The sequence below is a fragment of the Variovorax sp. GW458-11-26-14-LB1 genome (assembly GCF_059423965.1).
The window spans coordinates 18,010-36,318 of sequence record NZ_JBWKYW010000018.1; the positions used below are offsets into that span (position 1 = coordinate 18,010).

The window sequence follows — 18,309 nt, forward strand, 5'->3', positions numbered from 1 at the left end:
TTCCGGAATCGATCGCTGGTGGCACCCCGTGGGAGGGCGCCGGGGATCGCTTCGCCCTGAATTTCTCCTGAAGCCCAACGAAAGTTTCTCGTGTCCGTTCTCCTGATTGCTGGCAGCCCCTCGGCCCCGTCCCGCTCCACCGCCTTGCTCGACGCGGTGGGCGAGCGGCTGGCCCAACGCCATGCGCGCATCGAGCGGCTCGCGATCCGCGACCTGCCGGCGCAGGCGCTGCTGCTGGCCGAGTGGGCGCATCCGGCCATCGAGCGTGCCATCGCCCAGGTGGCGGCGGCCCGCGTGATCGTGGTGGCCACGCCGGTCTACAAGGCGGCCTACAGCGGCGTGCTGAAGGTCTTTCTCGACCTGCTCTCGCAGAACGCGCTCAAGGGCAAGACGGTGCTGCCGCTGGCCACCGGCGGCAGCCCGCACCACATGCTCGCGCTCGACTACGCACTGCGCCCCGTGCTGCAGTCGCTGTCGGCGCGCCACATCCTGCCGGGCGTCTACGCGAGCGATTCGCAGATCGCGCTGACGCCCGAGAACGCCTACCAGGTGCACCACGACCTGGCGGAGCGCCTGAACGAAGCCGTCGAGGTGCTCGCGACCGAAGGCCTGAAGCTGCCGGCCACGCACGGCTTCGAGCCGGTGCCATTTTCCCGTGTGCGATGTAGCGTTTGACGACCGGGTTCCCCGCTGAACCCGGCCCCGGCCAGACCTTTTTCCGTTCCCCGTTTTTCGAAGCCGCCTGTGTGCGGCCGGGGGATCGCTTTGTCCCACGTTTTTGCACCAAGGAATTCCGCATGAACCCCGTCGCTCCCGAAGACTCCGTGTTCGAAGTCGCGCCGCGCTCCTTCTGGCAGGCGCTGCGCGACCTGGCCATCAGCGCCATCGTCGTCACCGCCATCGCGCTGATCGTGAGCTTCATCTCCGCCGCCTCGGCGCACGCCCAGACGCAGACGAAGGCCAGGGGCGAGCTGCGCATCGGCTACCAGAAGTCGGCCAGCCTGTTCGTGCTGCAGAAGGCGCAGGGCACGCTCGAGAAGAAGCTCTCGCCGCTGGGCTTCGGCGTGAAGTGGGTCGAGTTCCCGGCCGGGCCGCAGCTGCTCGAAGGGCTGAACGTCGGCGCGGTCGACGTGGGCTATGTCGGCGAGGCGCCGCCCATCTTCGCGCAGGCCGCGGGGGCGAAGTTCGTCTACTTCGGCTACGACCCGGCCGCACCGCGCGCCGAAGCCATCCTGGTCACCAAGGATTCGCCCATCCGCTCCGTGGCCGACCTCAAGGGCAAGAAGGTCGCGCTCAACAAGGGCAGCAACGTGCACTACCTGCTCGTGAAGCAGCTCGAGAAAAACGGCCTGAAGCTGTCCGACATCCAGCCCGTGTACCTCGCACCGGCCGATGGCCGCGCCGCCTTCGAGAGCAAGAACGTCGACGCCTGGGTGATCTGGGACCCGTTCCAGGCCGCCGCCGAGAAAGCCACCGGCGCCCGCGTGCTGGCCGATGGCGCACCGGACGTGGTCAACAACTACCAGTACTACCTGGGCGAGCGCGGCTTCGTGAAGAAGCACCCGCAGGTGATCGACGCGCTGTTCGCCGATTCGGTGGAGCAGGGCATCTGGCTCAAGAAGAACCTGCGCCAGGCCGCCGAGCTGATCGCGCCGCTGCAGGGCTTGCCCGTCGATGTGGTCGAGCTGGCGCTGCGCCGCTACGAATTCAACGTGAAGCCGATCACCGCCGCCGTCGCGGCCGACCAGCAGCAGATCGCCGACACCTTCTTCGCGCTGAAGCTCATTCCCAAGCCCATCAAGGTCAGCGACGCGGTCGTCACGGCCCAGCCCTGAACAGATTCGAAGGACCTCATTCCATGACCCGCATTGCCATTCCCCGCCGCCGCCTGCTCCAGGGCGCGGCCGCCGCCCTCGCGCTGCCGTCGTCGTTCGCCGCCCTGGCGCAGAGCCCCGCGCGCCAGTTGCGCATCGGCCACCAGAAGGGCTACCTGAGCGTGCTCAAGGCCCGCGGCACGCTCGAGAAGCGCCTCGCACCGCTGGGCGCCACCGTGAAGTGGACCGAGTTCACGGCCGGCCCGGTGCAGCTCGAGGCGCTGAACGTCGGCTCGATCGACTTCGGCGACGTCGGCGAAGCGCCGCCCATCTTCGCGCAGGCCGCCGGCGCGCCGCTGGCCTACGTGGGCGCCACGGTGCCGCGCCCGAAGACCGAGGCGGTGCTGGTGCCCAAGGGCTCAGCCATCCAGACCGTGGCCGACCTCAAGGGCAAGAAGATCGCGCTCAACAAGGGCTCGAACGTCCACTACTTCATCGTCAAGCTGTTCGAGAAGCATGGCCTGGCGTACAGCGACCTGCACCTGGTCTACCTGCCGCCGGCCGATGCGCGCGCCGCCTTCGAAAAAGGCTCGGTCGACGCCTGGGTGATCTGGGACCCGTTCCTGGCCGCCGCGCAGCAGTCGCTCGACGCACGCATCCTGGCCGACGCCGTGGGCGTGGTCGGCAACCGCGCCTACTACTTCTCGTCGCTCGACTACGTGGCGAAGAACGCCGACGTGCTGGCCATCGCGATCGAAGAGGTCAACAAGATCGACCAGTGGGGCGCCGCCCATCGCAACGAACTGGCGACCGAGCTGTCGGCCATTTGGGGCTTGCCCAAGGCCGTGGCCGACCTGTCGCAAGGCCGCACCGCCTATGGCACCGGCCCGATCACCAAGGCCATCCTGGCCGAGCAGCAGCAGATCGCCGACACCTTCTTCGCGCTCAAGCTGATTCCCAAAAAGATCAACGTGCTCGAAGCCGCCGGCGCGGGGATCGCGTGATGACCGCCGTGTTGTCGACTGCGCTGCACGACCGCGCCGGCCACGTGCTGGCCATCACGGCGCGCGCCTGGGGTGTCGTGTCTGCGGCGCGCCGCCTTCCTTTCCTGCTTGCCGTCTGAACGGGCAAGCCAACGAACGATCGAGAGTTTCCGATGCAGATCTTCTGGTTCCTCCCCACGCACGGCGACAGCCGTTACCTCGGCACGAGCGAAGGCGCGCGCGCCGTCGACCTGCCGTACCTGCAACAGATCGCCGGCGCGGCCGACCACCTCGGCTATGAAGGCGTGCTGATTCCCACCGGCCGCTCCTGCGAAGACCCGTGGGTGATCGCGTCCAGCCTGATCGGCGCGACGAAGAAGCTCAAGTTTCTGGTGGCGGTGCGCCCGGGCCTGCACCAGCCCAGCCTGGCCGCGCGCATGGCCGCGACCTTCGACCGGCTCTCGGGCGGGCGCCTGCTCGTGAACCTCGTCACCGGCGGCGACCAGGCCGAGCTGGAAGGCGACGGCGTGTACCTCGACCATGCGGCGCGCTACGAGCAGTCGGCCGAGTTCATCCGCATCTGGCGCGAGATCATCGCGCGCAGCCACGAGACCGGCACCTACGACTACGAAGGCAAGCACCTGAGCGTGAAGGGGGCGCGGCTACTGTTTCCGCCGGTGCAGAAGCCCTATCCGCCCGTGTGGTTCGGCGGCTCTTCTGCGGCGGCGCATGACCTCGCGGCCGAGCAGGTCGATGCCTACCTGACCTGGGGCGAGCCGCCCGCGGAAGTGTCGAAGAAGATCGCCGACGTGCGCGCCCGCGCCGAGCGCCAGGGCCGCAGCGTGCAGTTCGGCATCCGCCTGCACGTGATCGTGCGCGAGACCGAAGACGCCGCCTGGAAGGCCGCCGAAGAACTCATCAGCCGCGTCGACGACGAAACCGTCGCGCGCGCCCAGGCCGCCTTTGCGCGCATGGATTCCGAAGGCCAGCGCCGCATGGCCGCGCTGCACGCCGGCGGCGCCAAGCGCGGGCGCGCCGACCTGGAGATCGCGCCCAACCTCTGGGCCGGCGTGGGCCTGGTGCGCGGTGGCGCGGGAACGGCACTGGTCGGCGACGCCAAGACCGTGGCGGCGCGCATCGAGGAGTACGCGGCGCTGGGCATCGACAAGTTCATCTTCTCGGGCTACCCGCACCTCGAAGAGGCCTACCGCTTCGCCGAGCTGGTGTTCCCGCTGCTCTCGCGCAAGGCAAAGACGCAACTCGCAGGCGGCTCGCTGAGCGGCCCCTTCGGCGAAGTCGTCGCCAACCTCGACGCGCCCTCGCGCCTCGTCTCCCAAAGCTGAGGACACGCATGACCGAACAAGTACAGGAACTGCCGGCGGTGGCACCGGCATCGAACACCGCAGGGGACGCAGGCAGTGCGCTGCGAGGCTTCGGCCTCAACGTCGCGAAGCGGCTCATTCCGTGGCTGGTGCCCGTGGGGTTGATCGTCGTCTGGCAGATCGCCTCGTCGCTGGGCTGGCTCTCGACGCGCGTGCTGCCGGCACCGCTCGACGTGGTCAAGGCCGCATGGACGCTCACCGTGTCCGGCGAGCTCTGGACGCACGTGAAGGTCAGCGCGGGCCGCGCGCTTGCGGGGCTGGCCATCGGCGGCGGCGCGGGGCTCGCGCTGGGCCTGCTCACGGGCTCGGTGAAGTTCTTCGAGACGCTGCTCGACTCCACCATCCAGATGGTGCGCAACATCCCGGCGCTGGCGCTCATTCCGCTGGTGATCCTGTGGTTCGGCATCGACGAATCGGCCAAGCTCTTCTTGATCTCGGTGTCGGTGTTCTTCCCGATCTACCTGAACACCTTCCACGGCATCCGCAACGTCGACCCGCAGCTCATCGAGATGGGGCGCACCTACGGCCTGTCGCGCTGGCAGCTGTACCGCGAGGTGATCCTGCCGGGTGCGCTGTCGTCGATCCTCGTGGGGCTGCGCTTCTCGCTGGGCCTGATGTGGGTGATCCTCATCGTGGCCGAGACCATCTCGGCGCAGGCCGGCATCGGCTACCTCACGATGAACGCCCGCGAGTTCCTGCAGACCGACATCGTGCTCGTGGGCATCCTGCTGTACGCGCTGCTCGGCAAGCTGGCCGACCTGTTCGCACGCGGCCTGGAGCAATGGTGGCTGCGCTGGCACCCGGGCTACCAGAAGAAGCCGGCGAAGTGAGGGCAGGGCACATGAACCACCTCATCAATCGCCGCAACGCCCTGGTGACGCTGGGTGCGCTGAGCGCAGGTGCCGTGCTCGCACAGCAGCAACGGCCCGCCACGGTGCGCTTCGGCTACCAGAAGTCGTCCACGCTGATCGCGCTGTTGAAGGTGCAGGGCACGCTCGAGAAGCAGCTCGCGCCGCTCAACGTTGCGCTGAGCTGGCACGAATTCACCAGCGGCCTGCCATTGCTCGAGGCGCTGAACCTCGACAACCTGGACATCAGCGCCGACGTGGCCGACACCGTGCCCGTGTTCGCACAGGCCGCCGGCGCCGACCTGACCTTTCTGGCGCAGGAAGCACCATCGCCAGCCGCGCAGGCCATCGTCGTTCGCGACGAGTCACCGCTCAAGACCGTGGCCGATCTCAAGGGCCGGAAGGTCGGTTTCGCGAAGGCAGCCGGCGCGCACTACCTGCTGATCGCCGCGCTGGAGAAGGCCGGCCTCTCGTTCAAGGACATCGAGCCCGCCTACCTCACACCGGCCGACGGCCGCGCTGCTTTCGAGCGCGGCGCCATCGATGCCTGGGTGGTGTGGGACCCGTTCCTGGCCGCTGCCCAGCGCCAGTCGAAGGTGCGCATCCTGGCCGACGGCGCGGGCATTGCGTCGTACCAGCGCTACTACCTGGCGAGCACCAAGTTCGCGAAGGCGCGGCCCGACGTGCTGCGCGTGGTCTACGCCGAACTCGAGAAGACCGGTAAGTGGGTCAAGCAGCACCCGAAGGAAGCCGCGGCCTTGCTCGCGCCCGTGTGGGGGCTCGACGCCCCGACCATCGAGCAGGCCAACAGCCGCCGCAGCTACGCCGTGCGCCCGGTGGTAGCCGGTGGGCTGGCCGAACAGCAGCGCATCGCCGATGCCTTCTTCGCCGAGAAGCTGCTGCCCAGAAAAATCGATGCGCTGAACGTGGCGCTGTTCAACCCCGGGGCCTGAACTCATGAGTGCCGTTCTCAAAGACATCCAACCCCAAGCCATTGCCGGTGGCGTGCGCCTCGAGGCGCGCGGCCTGCACAAGCGCTATGGCGCGCGCGAGGTGCTGCGCAACACGCAGCTGACCATCGAGCCGGGCCAGTTCATCGCCATCGTGGGACGCAGCGGTTGCGGAAAGAGCACGCTGCTGCGGCTCATCGCGGGCCTCGAAGAAGCCACTTCCGGTGGCCTGTACACCGACGGCAAGGCCGTGAGCGGCCTGCACGACGACACGCGCATCATGTTCCAGGAAGCACGCCTGTTGCCCTGGCGCCGCGTGCTCGACAACGTGACGCTGGGCCTGCCGAACGATGCCAAGGCGCGCGGCAAGGAAGTGTTGGCGCAGGTCGGCCTGGCCGACCGCGAGAACGAATGGCCGGCGCGCCTGTCGGGCGGGCAGCGCCAGCGCGTGGCCCTGGCGCGCGCGCTGGTGCACCACCCGCGCCTGCTGCTGCTCGACGAGCCGCTGGGCGCGCTCGACGCGCTCACGCGCATCGAGATGCACCGCCTCATCGAGAACCTGTGGCAGCGCCACCGCTTCACCGCGCTGCTGGTGACGCACGACGTGCAGGAAGCCGTGGCGCTGGCCGACCGCGTGATCCTCATCGAGGACGGCCGCATCGCGCTCGACGAGAACATCGCGCTGGCCCGTCCGCGCTCGCAGGGCGACCCCGCCTTTGCCGCCATCGAGAAACGAATCCTCGACCGGGTGCTGCAGAAGTCCGAAGAGACCGATGTGGAAAGCACCGATGCCAGCTGGCTCACGCCTCAAGCCCATGCCTTGCGCTGGGCGATCTGAGTCGTTTCATTCATTCCCCCTTTTGAAAGGCAGTCGCATGTCGCAGAACTGGAAATTCGAAACCCTGTCGGTCCACGCCGGCTACTCGCCGGAGCCCACCACCCGCGCGGTCGCGCCACCGATCTACCAGACCGTGGCCTACGCCTTCGACAGCGCGCAGCACGGTGCGGACCTGTTCGACCTGAAGGTGCCGGGCAACATCTACACCCGCATCAACAACCCGACGCAGGACGTGCTGGAACAGCGCGTGGCCGCACTCGAAGGCGGCATCGCGGCGCTGGCGCTCGCCTCGGGGCAGGCGGCCGTGACCTATGCGATCCAGACCATCGCCGAGGCCGGTGACAACATCATCAGCAGCACGGCGCTCTACGGCGGCACATACAACCTGTTCGCCCACACGTTGCCGCAGTTCGGCATCACCACACGCTTCGCGGACCACCGCGACCCGAGCAGCTTCGAGAAGCTGTTCGACGAGCGCACCAAGGCGGTGTTCGTCGAGTCGCTGGGCAACCCGGCGGGCAACGTGACCGACATCGCGGCCATCGCCGAAATTGCGCACCGCCACGGCGTGCCGCTCATCGTCGACAACACCGTGCCTTCGCCGTACCTGAGCCGGCCCATCGAGCACGGCGCCGACATCGTGGTGCACTCGCTCACCAAGTACCTGGGCGGCCATGGCACCAGCATCGGTGGCGCCATCGTCGATTCGGGCAAGTTCCCGTGGGCCGAGCACAAGCAGCGCTTCAAGCGCCTGAACGAGCCCGACGTGAGCTACCACGGCGTGGTCTACACCGAGGCACTCGGCCCGGCCGCCTACATCGGCCGTGCGCGCGTGGTGCCGCTGCGCAACACGGGCGCGGCCATCTCGCCGTTCAACGCTTTCCTGATCCTGCAGGGCATCGAGACGCTGGCGCTGCGCATGGACCGCATCAGCAGCAATGCGCTGGCGGTGGCGCAGCACCTGAAGCAGAGCAAGGCCGTCAACTGGGTGAACTACGCCGCGCTTGAAGACCATGCCGACTACCCGCTGGCGAAGAAGTACTTCGGCGGCAAGTCCAGCGGCGTGCTGACCTTCGGCATCGGCGCAGGTCGCGAGGGTGGGGCGAAGTTCCTCGATGCGCTGAAGCTCTTCACGCGCCTGGTGAACATCGGCGACGTGCGCTCGCTGGCCACGCATCCCGCATCGACCACGCACCGGCAGCTGTCGCCCGAAGAGCTGGCCCGCGCTGGTGTCACGGAAGACACGGTGCGCCTGTCGGTGGGCATCGAGCACATCGACGACCTGATCGCCGACCTCGACCAGGCCCTGGCCGCCGCATCGAACTGACACAGTGTTCCAAGACATGACCACACTGCAAGCCATTCCCGACGCCGCGCTGGACCAGCTGTTTCGCAAGGCGCGCACCGTGCACGCCTTCAAGCCGGTGCCCGTGACCGACGCGCTGATCCACCAGCTGTATGACCTCGTGAAGTGGGGCCCGACCGCCTACAACGCCCAGCCTGCGCGCTACGTGTTCGTGCGCAGCGAGGAGGCCAAGGCGAAGCTGAAGCCGGCCGTGTCGGCGGGCAACACCGCGCAGACGCTGCAGGCTGGCGTGACGGTGATCGTGGCGCACGACACGCGCTTCTACGAACACCTGCCCACGCAGTTCCCGGCCTACGACGCCAAGCCCTTCTTCGAGAAGAGCGCCGAGGCCGCGCAGGCCACGGCCTTTCGCAACAGCAGCCTGCAGGGCGCCTACCTGATCCTGGCGGCGCGCGCGCTCGGGCTCGACGCGGGGCCGCAGTCGGGCTTCAACGCCGACCTGGTCGACAAGGCCTTCTTCCCCGATGGGCGCTATCGCGCGAACTTCCTCGTCAACCTCGGCGTGGCCGACCACGCCGGCACCTTCGAACGCGGGCCCCGGCTGGCGTTCGACGACGTGGCCGAGATCGTCTGAGCGCTGGCCGTTTTCACTCACAACCCCTGTCAACCCTGAAAGAGAAATCATCATGTCCATCCAAGCCATCAACGTCCGTAACCAGTTCAAGGGCAAGGTCCGCGAGATCATCCGCGGCGACGTCGTCTCCGAAGTCGATGTCGAAACCGCCTGGGGCATCGTCACCTCCGTCATCACCACGCGCTCGGTCGACGAGCTGCAGCTGAAGGTGGGCTCCGACGTGGTCGCACTCGTGAAGTCGACCGAAGTTTCGATCGCCAAGCTCTGACGGACCCTCGGGCTTTGCGATTCCCCGGTGCTGTCTTTGGTGCCGGGGTTTTTCACGTCTGGTGGTTCGGGGCGTGTGCCCAGGCCACCGGGTACTTCCCTCCGCGAATGTCCCCCGCCTTCGGCTCCTCCTTGATTTCGCTGCGGGAAGCACCCAGTGGCCTGGGCACAGGGCACGCTGTGGGTGTGCAGCCGATCAACAACTGCTCTGAACACGCTCACGTCGATGGGGTGCCTTGCGCAGCGAAATCAAGGAGGAGGGGCGAAGCCCCGGGGGACATTCGCGGAGCAAGGTACCCCGTCGGCGGGAGCGTTGCCCTGAAGCACCCAGACCCAGCACCCCATAGATCACAAGGTTGTTAAGAATCGACTTTTGAGTCGTTTGACCTTGGCCTTCGCACTCCTACAGTGGTGGTTATCGCCATCAAGGAAGATGGAATGACCAACGTACAACAGGAGCCGAACCGCATGTCCGTGGAAGTTGAAGATGTCATCGCCTTGCCGCCCGCCCTCGAACAGGCGCGTGCGCAAGCCATCGAAAAGAACTGGCCCTACGCTGGCGGCGTGACGCCCCCCGTGGCCTGGCAGCTGGTGCAGGACGGCCACGCCCTGCTCGTGGACGTGCGCTCCGGCGAAGAGCGCAAGTTCGTCGGCCACGTGCCCGACAGCCTGCACGTGGCCTGGGCCACGGGCACCGCGCTCACCCGCAACCCGCGCTTCGTGCGCGAGCTCGAGGCCAAGCTGGCCAAGGACGGCGGCAAGGAGGCCGTGGTGCTGCTGCTGTGCCGCAGCGGCAAGCGCTCCGCGCTGGCGGCCGAAGCCGCGGCCAAGGCCGGCTTCACGCAGGTGTTCAACGTGCTCGAAGGCTTCGAGGGCGAGATCGATGTGCAGCAGCATCGCGGCGGGTCCGACGGCTGGCGTTTCCATGGCCTGCCGTGGGTGCAGGACTGAACCCACACCGATAGAAACACACGGGAGGAAAACACACATGGCTCAATTCGAAGTGAGTGACATCGTGCGCGCCCTGCACGAGGTGCGCGACGAGTGGCGTGATTCGCAGCGCCGTTCGCGCGAGCCCGGGGCGCGCGAGTTTCCGTCGCGTGATGCGCTGGCGCAGATCGTCGAATCGCTCAAGGGCGCGCTCTTTCCGATGCGGCTGGGCCCACCGGATCTGCGCCACGAGAGCGAGGATTTCTACGTGGGCCACACGCTCGACGCCGCCTTGCAGGCGCTGCTGGTGCAGGCCCGGCTCGAGCTGAACTTCAACGCACGGCTGGCGCCGCGCCCCGCGAGCGAGATCGATGCTGCAGCCACCGAGGCTGTGCGCCAGTTCGCGAACGCGCTGCCGGGCCTGCGCCGACTGCTCGACAGCGACGTGCTCGCGGCCTACCAGGGCGACCCGGCGGCGCGCAGCGTCGACGAGGTGCTGCTGTGCTATCCGGGCGTGCTCGCGATGATCCATCACCGCCTCGCGCACCGGCTCTACGAGCTCGGCCTGCCGCTGCTCGCGCGCATCGTCGCCGAGCTCGCGCACGCGCAGACCGGCATCGACATCCACCCGGGCGCGACCATCGACGCAGGCTTCTTCATGGACCATGGCACCGGCGTCGTGATCGGTGAGACGGCCGTCATCGGCAAGCGCGTGCGGCTGTACCAGGCCGTCACGCTCGGCGCCAAGCGCTTCCCCACCGACGCCGAAGGCAACCTGCAGAAGGGCCTGCCACGGCATCCGGTGGTGGAGGACGACGTGGTCATCTACGCGGGCGCCACCATCCTGGGCCGCGTCACGCTCGGCAAGGGTGCGGTCATCGGCGGCAACGTGTGGATCACCGACGACGTGAAGCCCGGTGCCAGCGTCACGCAGGCCAGCCTGCAGAACAACAGCGCACCGAAGGCGGGCGGCGTATGAAAGCCTTTGTCGAAGACTTCGGCGTCACCGTGCGCCAGCTGCGCGAAGGGCAGGGCTGGTCGCAGGAAGAGCTGGCCGAGCGTTCCGATCTGAACCGCTCGTACGTGGGCGAGATCGAGCGCGGGCGCGTGATCCCGTCGATCGTCACGGCGCAGAAGCTGGCCACCGCGCTGGGCATCAACATCGTCAACCTGCTCGCGCGTTGCGAGCAACTGGAGCAGTCGCGCCTTGCACGGCGGATCAACTTGGCGGCTATAGCCTGTTGAGGGGAAACCCGTGGTCGCCAGACACTGGCGATCACTTTTTCCTCAACCCACGGAGCCTTGATCCATGAGTGCAACAGTCGGTGGTACCACCGCCCTTGGCGACAACGCCGCCCGCCAGCTAGCCAACGCCACCAAGACCGTTCCCCAACTGGAGACCATCAGCCCGCGCTGGCTGACGCACCTGCTGCAGTGGGTGCCGGTGGAGGCGGGCATCTACCGCGTCAACAAGGTCAAGAACCCCGAGTCGATCAAGGTCACCTGCACCTCGCGCGAAGAAGAGAACCAGCTGCCGCGCACCTTCGTCGACTACGAAGAGAACCCGCGCGAGCACTACCTCAATGCCGTGAGCACCGTGCTCGACGTGCACACCCGCATCTCCGACCTGTACAGCAGCCCGCACGATCAGATCAAGGAGCAGCTGCGCCTGACGATCGAGACGATCAAGGAGAACCAGGAGAGCGAGCTCATCAACAACCCCGACTACGGCCTGCTGGCCCAGGTGAGCGAAGAGCAGCGCATCTTCCCGCTGACCGGCGCGCCCACGCCCGACGACCTGGACGAGCTGCTGACCAAGGTGTGGAAGGAGCCCGCGTTCTTCCTCACGCACCCGCTGGCCATTGCCGCCTTCGGTCGTGAAGCCACGCGCCGCGGCACGCCGCCGCCCACGGTGAGCCTGTTCGGTTCGCAGTTCATCACCTGGCGCGGCATTCCGCTGATTCCGTCGAACAAGGTGCCGGTGGCCGACGGCAAGAGCAAGATCCTGCTGCTGCGCGTGGGCGACAAGCGCCAGGGCGTGGTGGGCCTGTTCCAGCCGGGCCTGTCGGGCGAACAGAGCCCAGGGTTGTCGGTGCGCTTCATGGGCATCAACAACCACGCGATCGCGTCGTACCTGATCTCGCTGTACTGCTCGCTCGCGGTGCTGACCACCGACGCGCTGGCCGTGCTCGACGACGTCGAGATCGGCAAGTACCACGACTATCCCGACACCTACAAGTAAGCCGCGGTGAGCAGCACACCCACGTTCCCGGGCGAGGCGCCGTTCGATCCGGCCGTTCTCGCGCGCATGGCCAGCGCCATGTTCTCCGCGCCGCCGGGCGCGCAGTTTCCCGCCAACGTCGCACCGCCGGGCTCGCCGCTGGTGAGCCCCGCCGGCTTCGGGCCGAGCGTGCCGGGCACGCCGATCCCGCAGGGGCAGATTCCGGGCGCCAATGTGCTGCCGGCATCGCCCACGCAGCTGCCGTCGCTCGCGAACCGCGCGCCGGCCTTGCTGCCGCATGCGGTGGCGGGCAACGGCGTGCCGGACACGGTGCTGTCGGTGGCGCCGGCCTTCGAGCCGCGCTCGGGCGGCGTGGTGCAGGGCGTGCCGCAGCAGGTGGGGGCGCCCGCGTCGCCGCAGGCGGCCTCCGCATCGCCGTTCTACTTCCTGAACAACAGCTACGGGCATCCGACGGCGGGCACCGCCAGCGATGGCTTTGCGATCCACGATCCGTTCGCGGGCCTTGCCGCGCCGACGGCGCAGCCCGCATTGCCACCGAGCCCACCTTCGGCGCCGGCCGGACGCGACGCGCAGTTCTACTTCGTCGATGCAGTGCGTCTGCCCAACGGCTTCGTCACACTGGCCAAGCCCGATCCGCGCGGTCCCGACGCGGTGCCGCTCGCCGGCAGCGGCCAGCATCCGCCGTTCGATGTGCACGCCGTGCGGCGCGACTTTCCGATCCTGCAGGAGCGCGTGAACGGCAAGCAGCTCGTGTGGTTCGACAACGCCGCCACCACGCACAAGCCGCAGTCGGTCATCGATCGCATCGCGTACTTCTACGAGCACGAGAACTCGAACATCCATCGCGCGGCGCATGAACTCGCCGCGCGCGCCACCGATGCCTACGAAGGCGCGCGGGAACGCGTGCGCAAGTTCATCAATGCGCCGGAAGTCGAAGAGGTGATCTTCGTGCGCGGCACCACCGAGGCGATCAACCTCGTGGCCAAGAGCTGGGGTGGCCAGCACGTGGGCGAGGGCGACGAGATCATCGTGTCGAACCTCGAGCACCACGCCAACATCGTGCCGTGGCAGCAGCTCGCCGCCGCCAAGGGCGCCAAGCTGCGCGTGATCCCGGTGGACGACTCGGGCCAGGTGCTGCTCGACGAATACCGCAAGCTCTTGAACGACCGCACGAAGATCGTCGCGGTCACGCAGGTCTCGAACGCACTGGGCACCGTGGTGCCGGTGAAGGAGATCGTCGAGCTGGCGCACCGCGCAGGCGCCAAGGCGCTGGTCGATGGCGCGCAGTCGGTCTCGCACATGCGCGTGGACGTGCAGGACCTCGGCGCCGACTTCTTCGTGTTCTCCGGCCACAAGGTGTTCGGCCCGACCGGCATCGGCGTGGTCTGGGGCAAGCGCGAGGTGCTCGAGGACATGCCCCCGTGGCAGGGCGGCGGCAACATGATTGCCGACGTGACCTTCGAGAAGACCGTGTTCCAGCCGATCCCGAACAAGTTCGAGGCCGGCACGGGCAACATCGCCGATGCCGTGGGCCTGGGCGCGGCCATCGACTACGTGAACAAGGTCGGCATCGAGAACATCGCGCGCTACGAGCACGACCTGCTGGTGTACGGCATGGCGCAACTGGGCGCGATTCCCGGCGTGCGGCTGATCGGCACGGCGGCCGACAAGGCGAGCGTGATGTCCTTCGTGCTCGACGGCTACACCACCGAGGAGGTGGGCCATGCGCTCAACGACGAGGGCATCGCGGTGCGCACGGGGCACCACTGCGCGCAGCCGATCCTGCGGCGCTTCGGCGTCGAGACCACGGTGCGACCGTCGCTGGCGTTCTACAACACCTTCGACGAGATCGACCGGCTGGTGACGGTGGTGCGGCGGCTCGCCGGCCAGCGGCGCACGCGCTGAGCCGGGTCAGGGCTTCGATGCCAGGTGCTGCCTGAAGAAGGCGAGCACCTTGGCATTGAAGTCGGCGTGGAAGGCGACGCGGTCGAAGCCACCGGCATCGCTGCAGATCTCCGGCAAGGCCTTGGCCATGGCCGGCGCGCAGGGTGCCAGGAAGGCGAAGTGTGCGGTGTTCGCGGGCACGTACCAGTCCGGCGCTGAAGGCAGGTTGCGGCGAACTGCTTCGACGTCGTCCAACGTCACCCCGTCGCCGCCGCGCGCGGAGGCCCAGAGCTGGACGGGCACTGTGACCTGCTTCAGCCCCTCGGCATCGAAAAAGCTCAACGGGTCGACGATCACCGCCGCCTTGATGCGCGCATCGCGCACCGGCGGCGCTGGCAGTTCCTGGCGCTGGATCTGGCCGCAGAACGGAATCTTCGACGCCGGCGTGCAAAAGCGCAGGCCCAGCTTGAAGTCGGGCACCGCGCCCGTTGCCACGAGGCCGGTGTAGCCGCCGCGCGAGAAGCCGAAGAAGCCGACCTGGTCGGCGGCGATTTTTGTATGGCCGGACCACGTCTTGAGCATGTGATCCGCCAGCCGGCGCATATCGACGGGCCGCGCGGCAAATGTCGAGAGATGGCCCCGGCGTTCCATGTCCTGGAAGTTGTCGTTCGGATGGTTGATGGCGGCGACCACGAAGCCCGCGTGGGCCAGCGCTGCCGCCGTGTCGTGGTGTCCGAGGAACGAGCCGCCCGAGCCGTGTGACATCAGCACCAGCGGCAGCCCTGTGCCGGCGATGGGGCAGTCCTTGCTGGCCGAGATGGCGATCAGGCCGAACGCGATCTCGCCGGGCGCCGCCTCGCAAGGCGTCCACATCGCGCCACGCAAGGCCGGCCCGTCCTTGTCGGCCGGCACCTCGATGAAGCTGAACCCCGCCGCATGGCTCCATGCGGCAGACACACAGAGGGCGGCGAGCAGGGCAAGGCGATGCAGGGTCATGGCGCGCAAGGGGTAGGGGGCTGAACGGGTCGCCAGTGTGCCGCCTCCGGCCCCGTGCCGCCAGCCCGTTTTGCGTCGTGCGATGCGGGCGCGCTATGCTCTGTCGCTGTCCATCACGCTGCTTGTCTTCGCATGTCCCAGCCTCAGGTTTCTTCTTCCGGTGCTCCTTCTTCTGCCAGCGATTCCTGCGATGTGTTCGTGATCGGCGGCGGCCCCGCGGGTTCGACCGTCGCGGCGCTGCTGGCGCAGCAGGGGCGCAGGGTGGTGCTGGTCGAGAAAGAACACCACCCGCGTTTTCACATCGGCGAATCGCTGCTGCCCGCGAACGTCGAGCTGTTCGACAGGCTCGGCGTGCGCGACCAGGTCGAGAAGATCGGCATGCCGAAGTTTGGCATCGAGTTCGTCTCGCCCGAACATGAGCACCGCAGCTACGTGGAGTTCGCCGAAGGCTGGGACAAGTCGCTCGACTCCGCCTGGCAGGTGCGCCGCTCCGAGCTCGACGAGCTGCTGTTCCGCAACGCCGCCACGCGCGGCGCCCAGGCCTTCGAAGGCTGCAAGGTGCGCGACGTGGCCTTCGACGCCGACGGCGCCACCGTGCAGGCCGTGATGGACGACGGCGCCAAACGCAGCTGGCGCGCGCGCTTCGTGGTCGACGCCACGGGCCGCGACACGCTGCTGGCCAACAAATTCCGCTGCAAGCAGAAGAACCCCGACCACAACAGCACCGCGCTGTTCGGCCACTTCACGAATGCCGAGCGGCTCGAGGGCAAGAAGGAAGGCAACATCAGCATCTGCTGGTTTCCGCACGGCTGGTTCTGGTTCATTCCGCTGGCCGACGGCACGACCAGCGTGGGCGCGGTGTGCTGGCCCTACTACCTGAAGACGCGCGAAAAATCGCTGAAGGAATTCTTCTACGACACCATCGCCCTGTGCCCGGTGCTGGCCGACCGCCTGAACAACGCCACGCTGGTCGACGACGCGGTGCACGCCACGGGCAATTTCTCGTACTCGAGCACGCACGCCACGGGCGACAACTACCTGCTGCTGGGCGACGCCTTCACCTTCATCGACCCGATGTTCTCCTCGGGCGTGTACCTGGCGATGCACAGCGCCTTTGACGGCGCCGAGCTGGTGGCCACCGCACTCGACCAGCCGACAGAGCTGGCCCGCGCCCGCGAAGGCTTCGAGGCCATGATGCGCAAGGGCCCGCGCGAGTACTCGTGGTTCATCTACCGCGTGACCAACCCGACCATCCGCGACATGTTCATGTACCCCGGCAACCCGTTCCGGGTGAAGGAAGCGCTGATGTCGCTGCTGGCCGGCGACATCTACAAGGGCACGCCGATGTGGGGCGCGCTGCGCATGTTCAAGGTGCTGTACTACGGCATCTCCCTCGCCAACTTCCGCCGCACCTGGGCGGGCTGGAAGCGCCACCGCTTCAACATCCGCGACATGGGGGCGTTGAAGGGGGAGACGATCCTCAAGTCGGACTAGGAGCGCCGAGATGCGGGTTCGCGTCGCGGGGCTACCAGCCCGTCAGGCCGGTACCGGCGGATGCCCACGCGGTGTTCGATGCGCGCAACGTCGCCACCGCGTGCGCCACCCCCAGTTGCGGGCTGCTGAGTACCTCGACACCCAAATCCGCCAGCAACCCCGTCACCGGCGCCATCGACGCCTGCGCCAGCACGATCACGTCGGTGCCGTCGGCTGCGGCGCGGATCGATTCAGCCAGCGTGGCGATGTAGCGCGCGATGTCGCCCGACTGGAAATGCACCCAGGCATCCTCGACCAGCAGCGTGCTGGCGCGGATGCCGACGCCGGCCTGCCGCGCGGCGGAAAGCACGAGCGACAGGGTCGGGTCGATGGTGCTTTCGACGGCACCGACGATCAGCACGCGCGGGCCGTTGCGCACGGCGCGGTCGGCCATGGCGCGGTCGATGCGCAGGGCCGCAAAGGCGCCGCCGGTGGCGGTCTTTTCGGCGATGCCGCCGATGGTCGAGCAGGTGCACACGACGACGGAGGCGCCGTCCGAGGCGGCGTCGCGCATGGCCTCGTGGACGCGCGCCACCAGGCCGGCGTGGTCGACGCCCAGCGTGCGCGCATCGGCGAGCAGCTCTTCCATCACCAGGTGCTGCACGCGCAGCTCGGGCGCGATCTCGCGGGCCAGGCTGCCGAAGGTCTGCACATGCACCTGTGCGGTATGGAGGAAGGCGAGCGTGTCGGCCATGACGTGGCTGCCGTTCAACCGGCCTCGCGGGCGCGCCGGAACTCGTAGGCCTTCAGGTGCACGTAGGCCGTGCGCAGCACCGACGGCGTGGCCGATGCGCTGCGCGGCGCGCGGGCCAGCAGGTCGCCCAGGATGTGGTCGGCCTCGACGCGCGCGCCGCGGGCCATGTCCTTGTACATGGATGCGGTCATGGGCGAGCCGGCGGTCGTGACCACCGCGCGGCCGCGCGTGAGGGCGCCGGGCCGAGGGGCAAAGCCGTTGTGGGCGGCGATGGCGCAGCACTCGTCGAAGATCGCGAGCGCCACGTCTTCGCCGCCTGCCGCCACGATGTCGCCGATGGAGGCGTGCATCAGGCTCGTGAGGCCCGCGGCCGAGGCGATGAAGACCCACTTCTCCCACATGTCCTGCGCGATGGTCTCGCTCGCGGTGGCCGTGAAGTTCGCGCCGGCGAACTGGGCCGCGATGGCGTCGATGCGCGGCGAGCGGCCACCGGCGCGTTCGCCGTAGCTCAGGCTGTGCATGTCGTTCAGGTGCTGCACGCGGCCCTCGTCGTCGAGCGTGGCGGAGATCATGCACAGGCCGCCGAGCACGCGCGCCTCGCCGAAGCGCGCGACCAGCCGGTCGATGTGGCCCAGGCCGTTGAGCAGCGGAAAGATGACGGTGTCGGGTCCGACGGCGGGCGCGAACGAATCCATGGTGGCGTCGAGGTCGTAGGCCTTGCAGCCGACCACGACCACGTCGTACGGGCCGCCGATCTGCTCGGCCAGCACATGCTTCGGCGTGGGCAGGTCGAGGTCGCCGAAGGGGCTGCGCACCACGAGTCCGGTCGTGGCCAGCTGGGCCGCGCGGCCGGGACGCAGTAGAAAGGTCACATCGCGGCCTGCCGCGAGCAGGCGTGCGCCGAAGTAACCACCGAGTGCTCCCGCACCCACCATCAGGAATCGCATCGCGCGCTGCCTCCGAAGAAACTGAAGATCGGAAGCGATGATGCCCCGGATCGCGCGCGGG

The 18,309-nt window shown here is 68.1% G+C and carries 19 protein-coding genes; 16 read left to right on the top strand and 3 right to left on the bottom strand.

The annotated features are described in order from the left end of the window. Positions 1–90: 90 nt before the first annotated feature. The 15 genes from ssuE to AC07YS_RS14230 all read left to right on the top strand — a co-directional run bounded on the left by ssuE (position 91) and on the right by AC07YS_RS14230 (position 14,099). Positions 91–675, top strand: coding sequence for an NADPH-dependent FMN reductase (gene ssuE / locus AC07YS_RS14160; protein WP_070060842.1), 585 nt, complete (start codon positions 91–93; stop codon positions 673–675). A gap of 122 nt (positions 676–797) precedes the next feature. Next, positions 798–1,835 carry a sulfonate ABC transporter substrate-binding protein gene (locus tag AC07YS_RS14165; RefSeq protein WP_159271669.1) on the top strand — a complete coding sequence of 346 codons (1,038 nt, stop codon included), beginning with the start codon at positions 798–800 and terminating at the stop codon, positions 1,833–1,835. A gap of 23 nt (positions 1,836–1,858) precedes the next feature. After that, the gene (locus AC07YS_RS14170; RefSeq protein WP_495268252.1) at positions 1,859–2,818 is read left to right on the top strand and encodes a sulfonate ABC transporter substrate-binding protein; all 960 of its coding nucleotides are present in this window, start codon (positions 1,859–1,861) and stop codon (positions 2,816–2,818) included. 152 nt (positions 2,819–2,970) lie between these two features. Next, positions 2,971–4,140, top strand: a complete 1,170-nt coding sequence (gene ssuD / locus AC07YS_RS14175; protein ID WP_070060840.1) for an FMNH2-dependent alkanesulfonate monooxygenase — start codon at positions 2,971–2,973, stop codon at positions 4,138–4,140. Between the two features lie 8 nt (positions 4,141–4,148). Then, positions 4,149–5,009, top strand: a complete 861-nt coding sequence (gene ssuC / locus AC07YS_RS14180) for an aliphatic sulfonate ABC transporter permease SsuC (RefSeq protein ID WP_062470015.1) — start codon at positions 4,149–4,151, stop codon at positions 5,007–5,009. A gap of 11 nt (positions 5,010–5,020) precedes the next feature. Beyond that, complete coding sequence (locus tag AC07YS_RS14185) at positions 5,021–5,980, top strand: aliphatic sulfonate ABC transporter substrate-binding protein (RefSeq protein ID WP_495268253.1); 960 nt, start codon at positions 5,021–5,023, stop codon at positions 5,978–5,980. Positions 5,981–5,984: 4 nt separating this feature from the next. Beyond that, positions 5,985–6,815 carry an ATP-binding cassette domain-containing protein gene (locus AC07YS_RS14190; RefSeq protein ID WP_095745458.1) on the top strand — a complete coding sequence of 277 codons (831 nt, stop codon included), beginning with the start codon at positions 5,985–5,987 and terminating at the stop codon, positions 6,813–6,815. A 37-nt stretch (positions 6,816–6,852) separates the two neighbouring features. Beyond that, on the top strand, positions 6,853–8,142 hold the full coding sequence (locus AC07YS_RS14195; RefSeq protein ID WP_495268254.1) for an O-acetylhomoserine aminocarboxypropyltransferase/cysteine synthase family protein: 1,290 nt from the start codon (positions 6,853–6,855) through the stop codon (positions 8,140–8,142). A 16-nt stretch (positions 8,143–8,158) separates the two neighbouring features. Continuing rightward, entirely contained in the window at positions 8,159–8,755 is a 597-nt protein-coding gene (locus tag AC07YS_RS14200) for a malonic semialdehyde reductase (RefSeq protein ID WP_307635720.1), read from the top strand. Between the two features lie 52 nt (positions 8,756–8,807). Further along, positions 8,808–9,023 carry a TOBE domain-containing protein gene (locus AC07YS_RS14205; protein WP_007829250.1) on the top strand — a complete coding sequence of 72 codons (216 nt, stop codon included), beginning with the start codon at positions 8,808–8,810 and terminating at the stop codon, positions 9,021–9,023. Between the two features lie 467 nt (positions 9,024–9,490). Beyond that, on the top strand, positions 9,491–9,973 hold the full coding sequence (locus AC07YS_RS14210) for a rhodanese-like domain-containing protein (RefSeq protein WP_492697103.1): 483 nt from the start codon (positions 9,491–9,493) through the stop codon (positions 9,971–9,973). A gap of 37 nt (positions 9,974–10,010) precedes the next feature. Continuing rightward, entirely contained in the window at positions 10,011–10,931 is a 921-nt protein-coding gene (gene epsC, locus AC07YS_RS14215; protein WP_070060834.1) for a serine O-acetyltransferase EpsC, read from the top strand. Beyond that, complete coding sequence (locus tag AC07YS_RS14220) at positions 10,928–11,197, top strand: helix-turn-helix domain-containing protein (RefSeq protein ID WP_062470032.1); 270 nt, start codon at positions 10,928–10,930, stop codon at positions 11,195–11,197. The genes epsC and AC07YS_RS14220 overlap by 4 nt, the downstream gene beginning before the upstream one ends. A 64-nt stretch (positions 11,198–11,261) precedes the next feature. Beyond that, positions 11,262–12,194: a family 2A encapsulin nanocompartment shell protein gene (locus tag AC07YS_RS14225; RefSeq protein WP_042579703.1), complete on the top strand. Its 933-nt coding sequence runs from the start codon at positions 11,262–11,264 to the stop codon at positions 12,192–12,194. A 66-nt stretch (positions 12,195–12,260) separates the two neighbouring features. Further along, the gene (locus AC07YS_RS14230; RefSeq protein ID WP_495268297.1) at positions 12,261–14,099 is read left to right on the top strand and encodes a family 2A encapsulin nanocompartment cargo protein cysteine desulfurase; all 1,839 of its coding nucleotides are present in this window, start codon (positions 12,261–12,263) and stop codon (positions 14,097–14,099) included. Positions 14,100–14,105: 6 nt separating this feature from the next. Here AC07YS_RS14230 and AC07YS_RS14235 read toward each other — a convergent pair whose 3' ends face one another. Further along, on the bottom strand, positions 14,106–15,074 hold the full coding sequence (locus AC07YS_RS14235) for an alpha/beta hydrolase family protein (RefSeq protein WP_495268255.1): 969 nt from the start codon (positions 15,072–15,074) through the stop codon (positions 14,106–14,108). 132 nt (positions 15,075–15,206) lie between these two features. Here AC07YS_RS14235 and AC07YS_RS14240 point away from each other — a divergent pair, with 132 nt between their 5' ends. Next, on the top strand, positions 15,207–16,568 hold the full coding sequence (locus AC07YS_RS14240; RefSeq protein ID WP_495268256.1) for an NAD(P)/FAD-dependent oxidoreductase: 1,362 nt from the start codon (positions 15,207–15,209) through the stop codon (positions 16,566–16,568). A 31-nt stretch (positions 16,569–16,599) separates the two neighbouring features. Here AC07YS_RS14240 and AC07YS_RS14245 read toward each other — a convergent pair whose 3' ends face one another. Together AC07YS_RS14245 and panE are read right to left on the bottom strand one after the other, a co-directional pair. After that, positions 16,600–17,301, bottom strand: a complete 702-nt coding sequence (locus AC07YS_RS14245) for an aspartate/glutamate racemase family protein (RefSeq protein ID WP_495268257.1) — start codon at positions 17,299–17,301, stop codon at positions 16,600–16,602. Between the two features lie 14 nt (positions 17,302–17,315). Then, positions 17,316–18,248, bottom strand: coding sequence for a 2-dehydropantoate 2-reductase (gene panE / locus AC07YS_RS14250; RefSeq protein WP_495268258.1), 933 nt, complete (start codon positions 18,246–18,248; stop codon positions 17,316–17,318). Positions 18,249–18,309: the final 61 nt, after the last annotated feature.

Excerpts from the sequence above, each read along its gene's own strand:
- panE (WP_495268258.1), bottom strand. The coding sequence starts at position 18,248 with ATGCGATTCCTGATGGTGGGTGCGGGAGCACTCGGTGGTTACTTCGGC.
- AC07YS_RS14230 (WP_495268297.1), top strand. The coding sequence starts at position 12,261 with ATGGCCAGCGCCATGTTCTCCGCGCCGCCGGGCGCGCAGTTTCCCGCC.
- epsC (WP_070060834.1), top strand. The coding sequence starts at position 10,011 with ATGGCTCAATTCGAAGTGAGTGACATCGTGCGCGCCCTGCACGAGGTG.
- AC07YS_RS14170 (WP_495268252.1), top strand. The coding sequence starts at position 1,859 with ATGACCCGCATTGCCATTCCCCGCCGCCGCCTGCTCCAGGGCGCGGCC.
- ssuD (WP_070060840.1), top strand. The coding sequence starts at position 2,971 with ATGCAGATCTTCTGGTTCCTCCCCACGCACGGCGACAGCCGTTACCTC.
- AC07YS_RS14210 (WP_492697103.1), top strand. The coding sequence starts at position 9,491 with ATGTCCGTGGAAGTTGAAGATGTCATCGCCTTGCCGCCCGCCCTCGAA.
- AC07YS_RS14190 (WP_095745458.1), top strand. The coding sequence starts at position 5,985 with ATGAGTGCCGTTCTCAAAGACATCCAACCCCAAGCCATTGCCGGTGGC.
- AC07YS_RS14185 (WP_495268253.1), top strand. The coding sequence starts at position 5,021 with ATGAACCACCTCATCAATCGCCGCAACGCCCTGGTGACGCTGGGTGCG.
- AC07YS_RS14200 (WP_307635720.1), top strand. The coding sequence starts at position 8,159 with ATGACCACACTGCAAGCCATTCCCGACGCCGCGCTGGACCAGCTGTTT.
- AC07YS_RS14240 (WP_495268256.1), top strand. The coding sequence starts at position 15,207 with ATGTCCCAGCCTCAGGTTTCTTCTTCCGGTGCTCCTTCTTCTGCCAGC.
- AC07YS_RS14195 (WP_495268254.1), top strand. The coding sequence starts at position 6,853 with ATGTCGCAGAACTGGAAATTCGAAACCCTGTCGGTCCACGCCGGCTAC.
- AC07YS_RS14205 (WP_007829250.1), top strand. The coding sequence starts at position 8,808 with ATGTCCATCCAAGCCATCAACGTCCGTAACCAGTTCAAGGGCAAGGTC.
- AC07YS_RS14245 (WP_495268257.1), bottom strand. The coding sequence starts at position 17,301 with ATGGCCGACACGCTCGCCTTCCTCCATACCGCACAGGTGCATGTGCAG.
- AC07YS_RS14165 (WP_159271669.1), top strand. The coding sequence starts at position 798 with ATGAACCCCGTCGCTCCCGAAGACTCCGTGTTCGAAGTCGCGCCGCGC.
- AC07YS_RS14220 (WP_062470032.1), top strand. The coding sequence starts at position 10,928 with ATGAAAGCCTTTGTCGAAGACTTCGGCGTCACCGTGCGCCAGCTGCGC.
- AC07YS_RS14225 (WP_042579703.1), top strand. The coding sequence starts at position 11,262 with ATGAGTGCAACAGTCGGTGGTACCACCGCCCTTGGCGACAACGCCGCC.
- AC07YS_RS14235 (WP_495268255.1), bottom strand. The coding sequence starts at position 15,074 with ATGACCCTGCATCGCCTTGCCCTGCTCGCCGCCCTCTGTGTGTCTGCC.
- ssuC (WP_062470015.1), top strand. The coding sequence starts at position 4,149 with ATGACCGAACAAGTACAGGAACTGCCGGCGGTGGCACCGGCATCGAAC.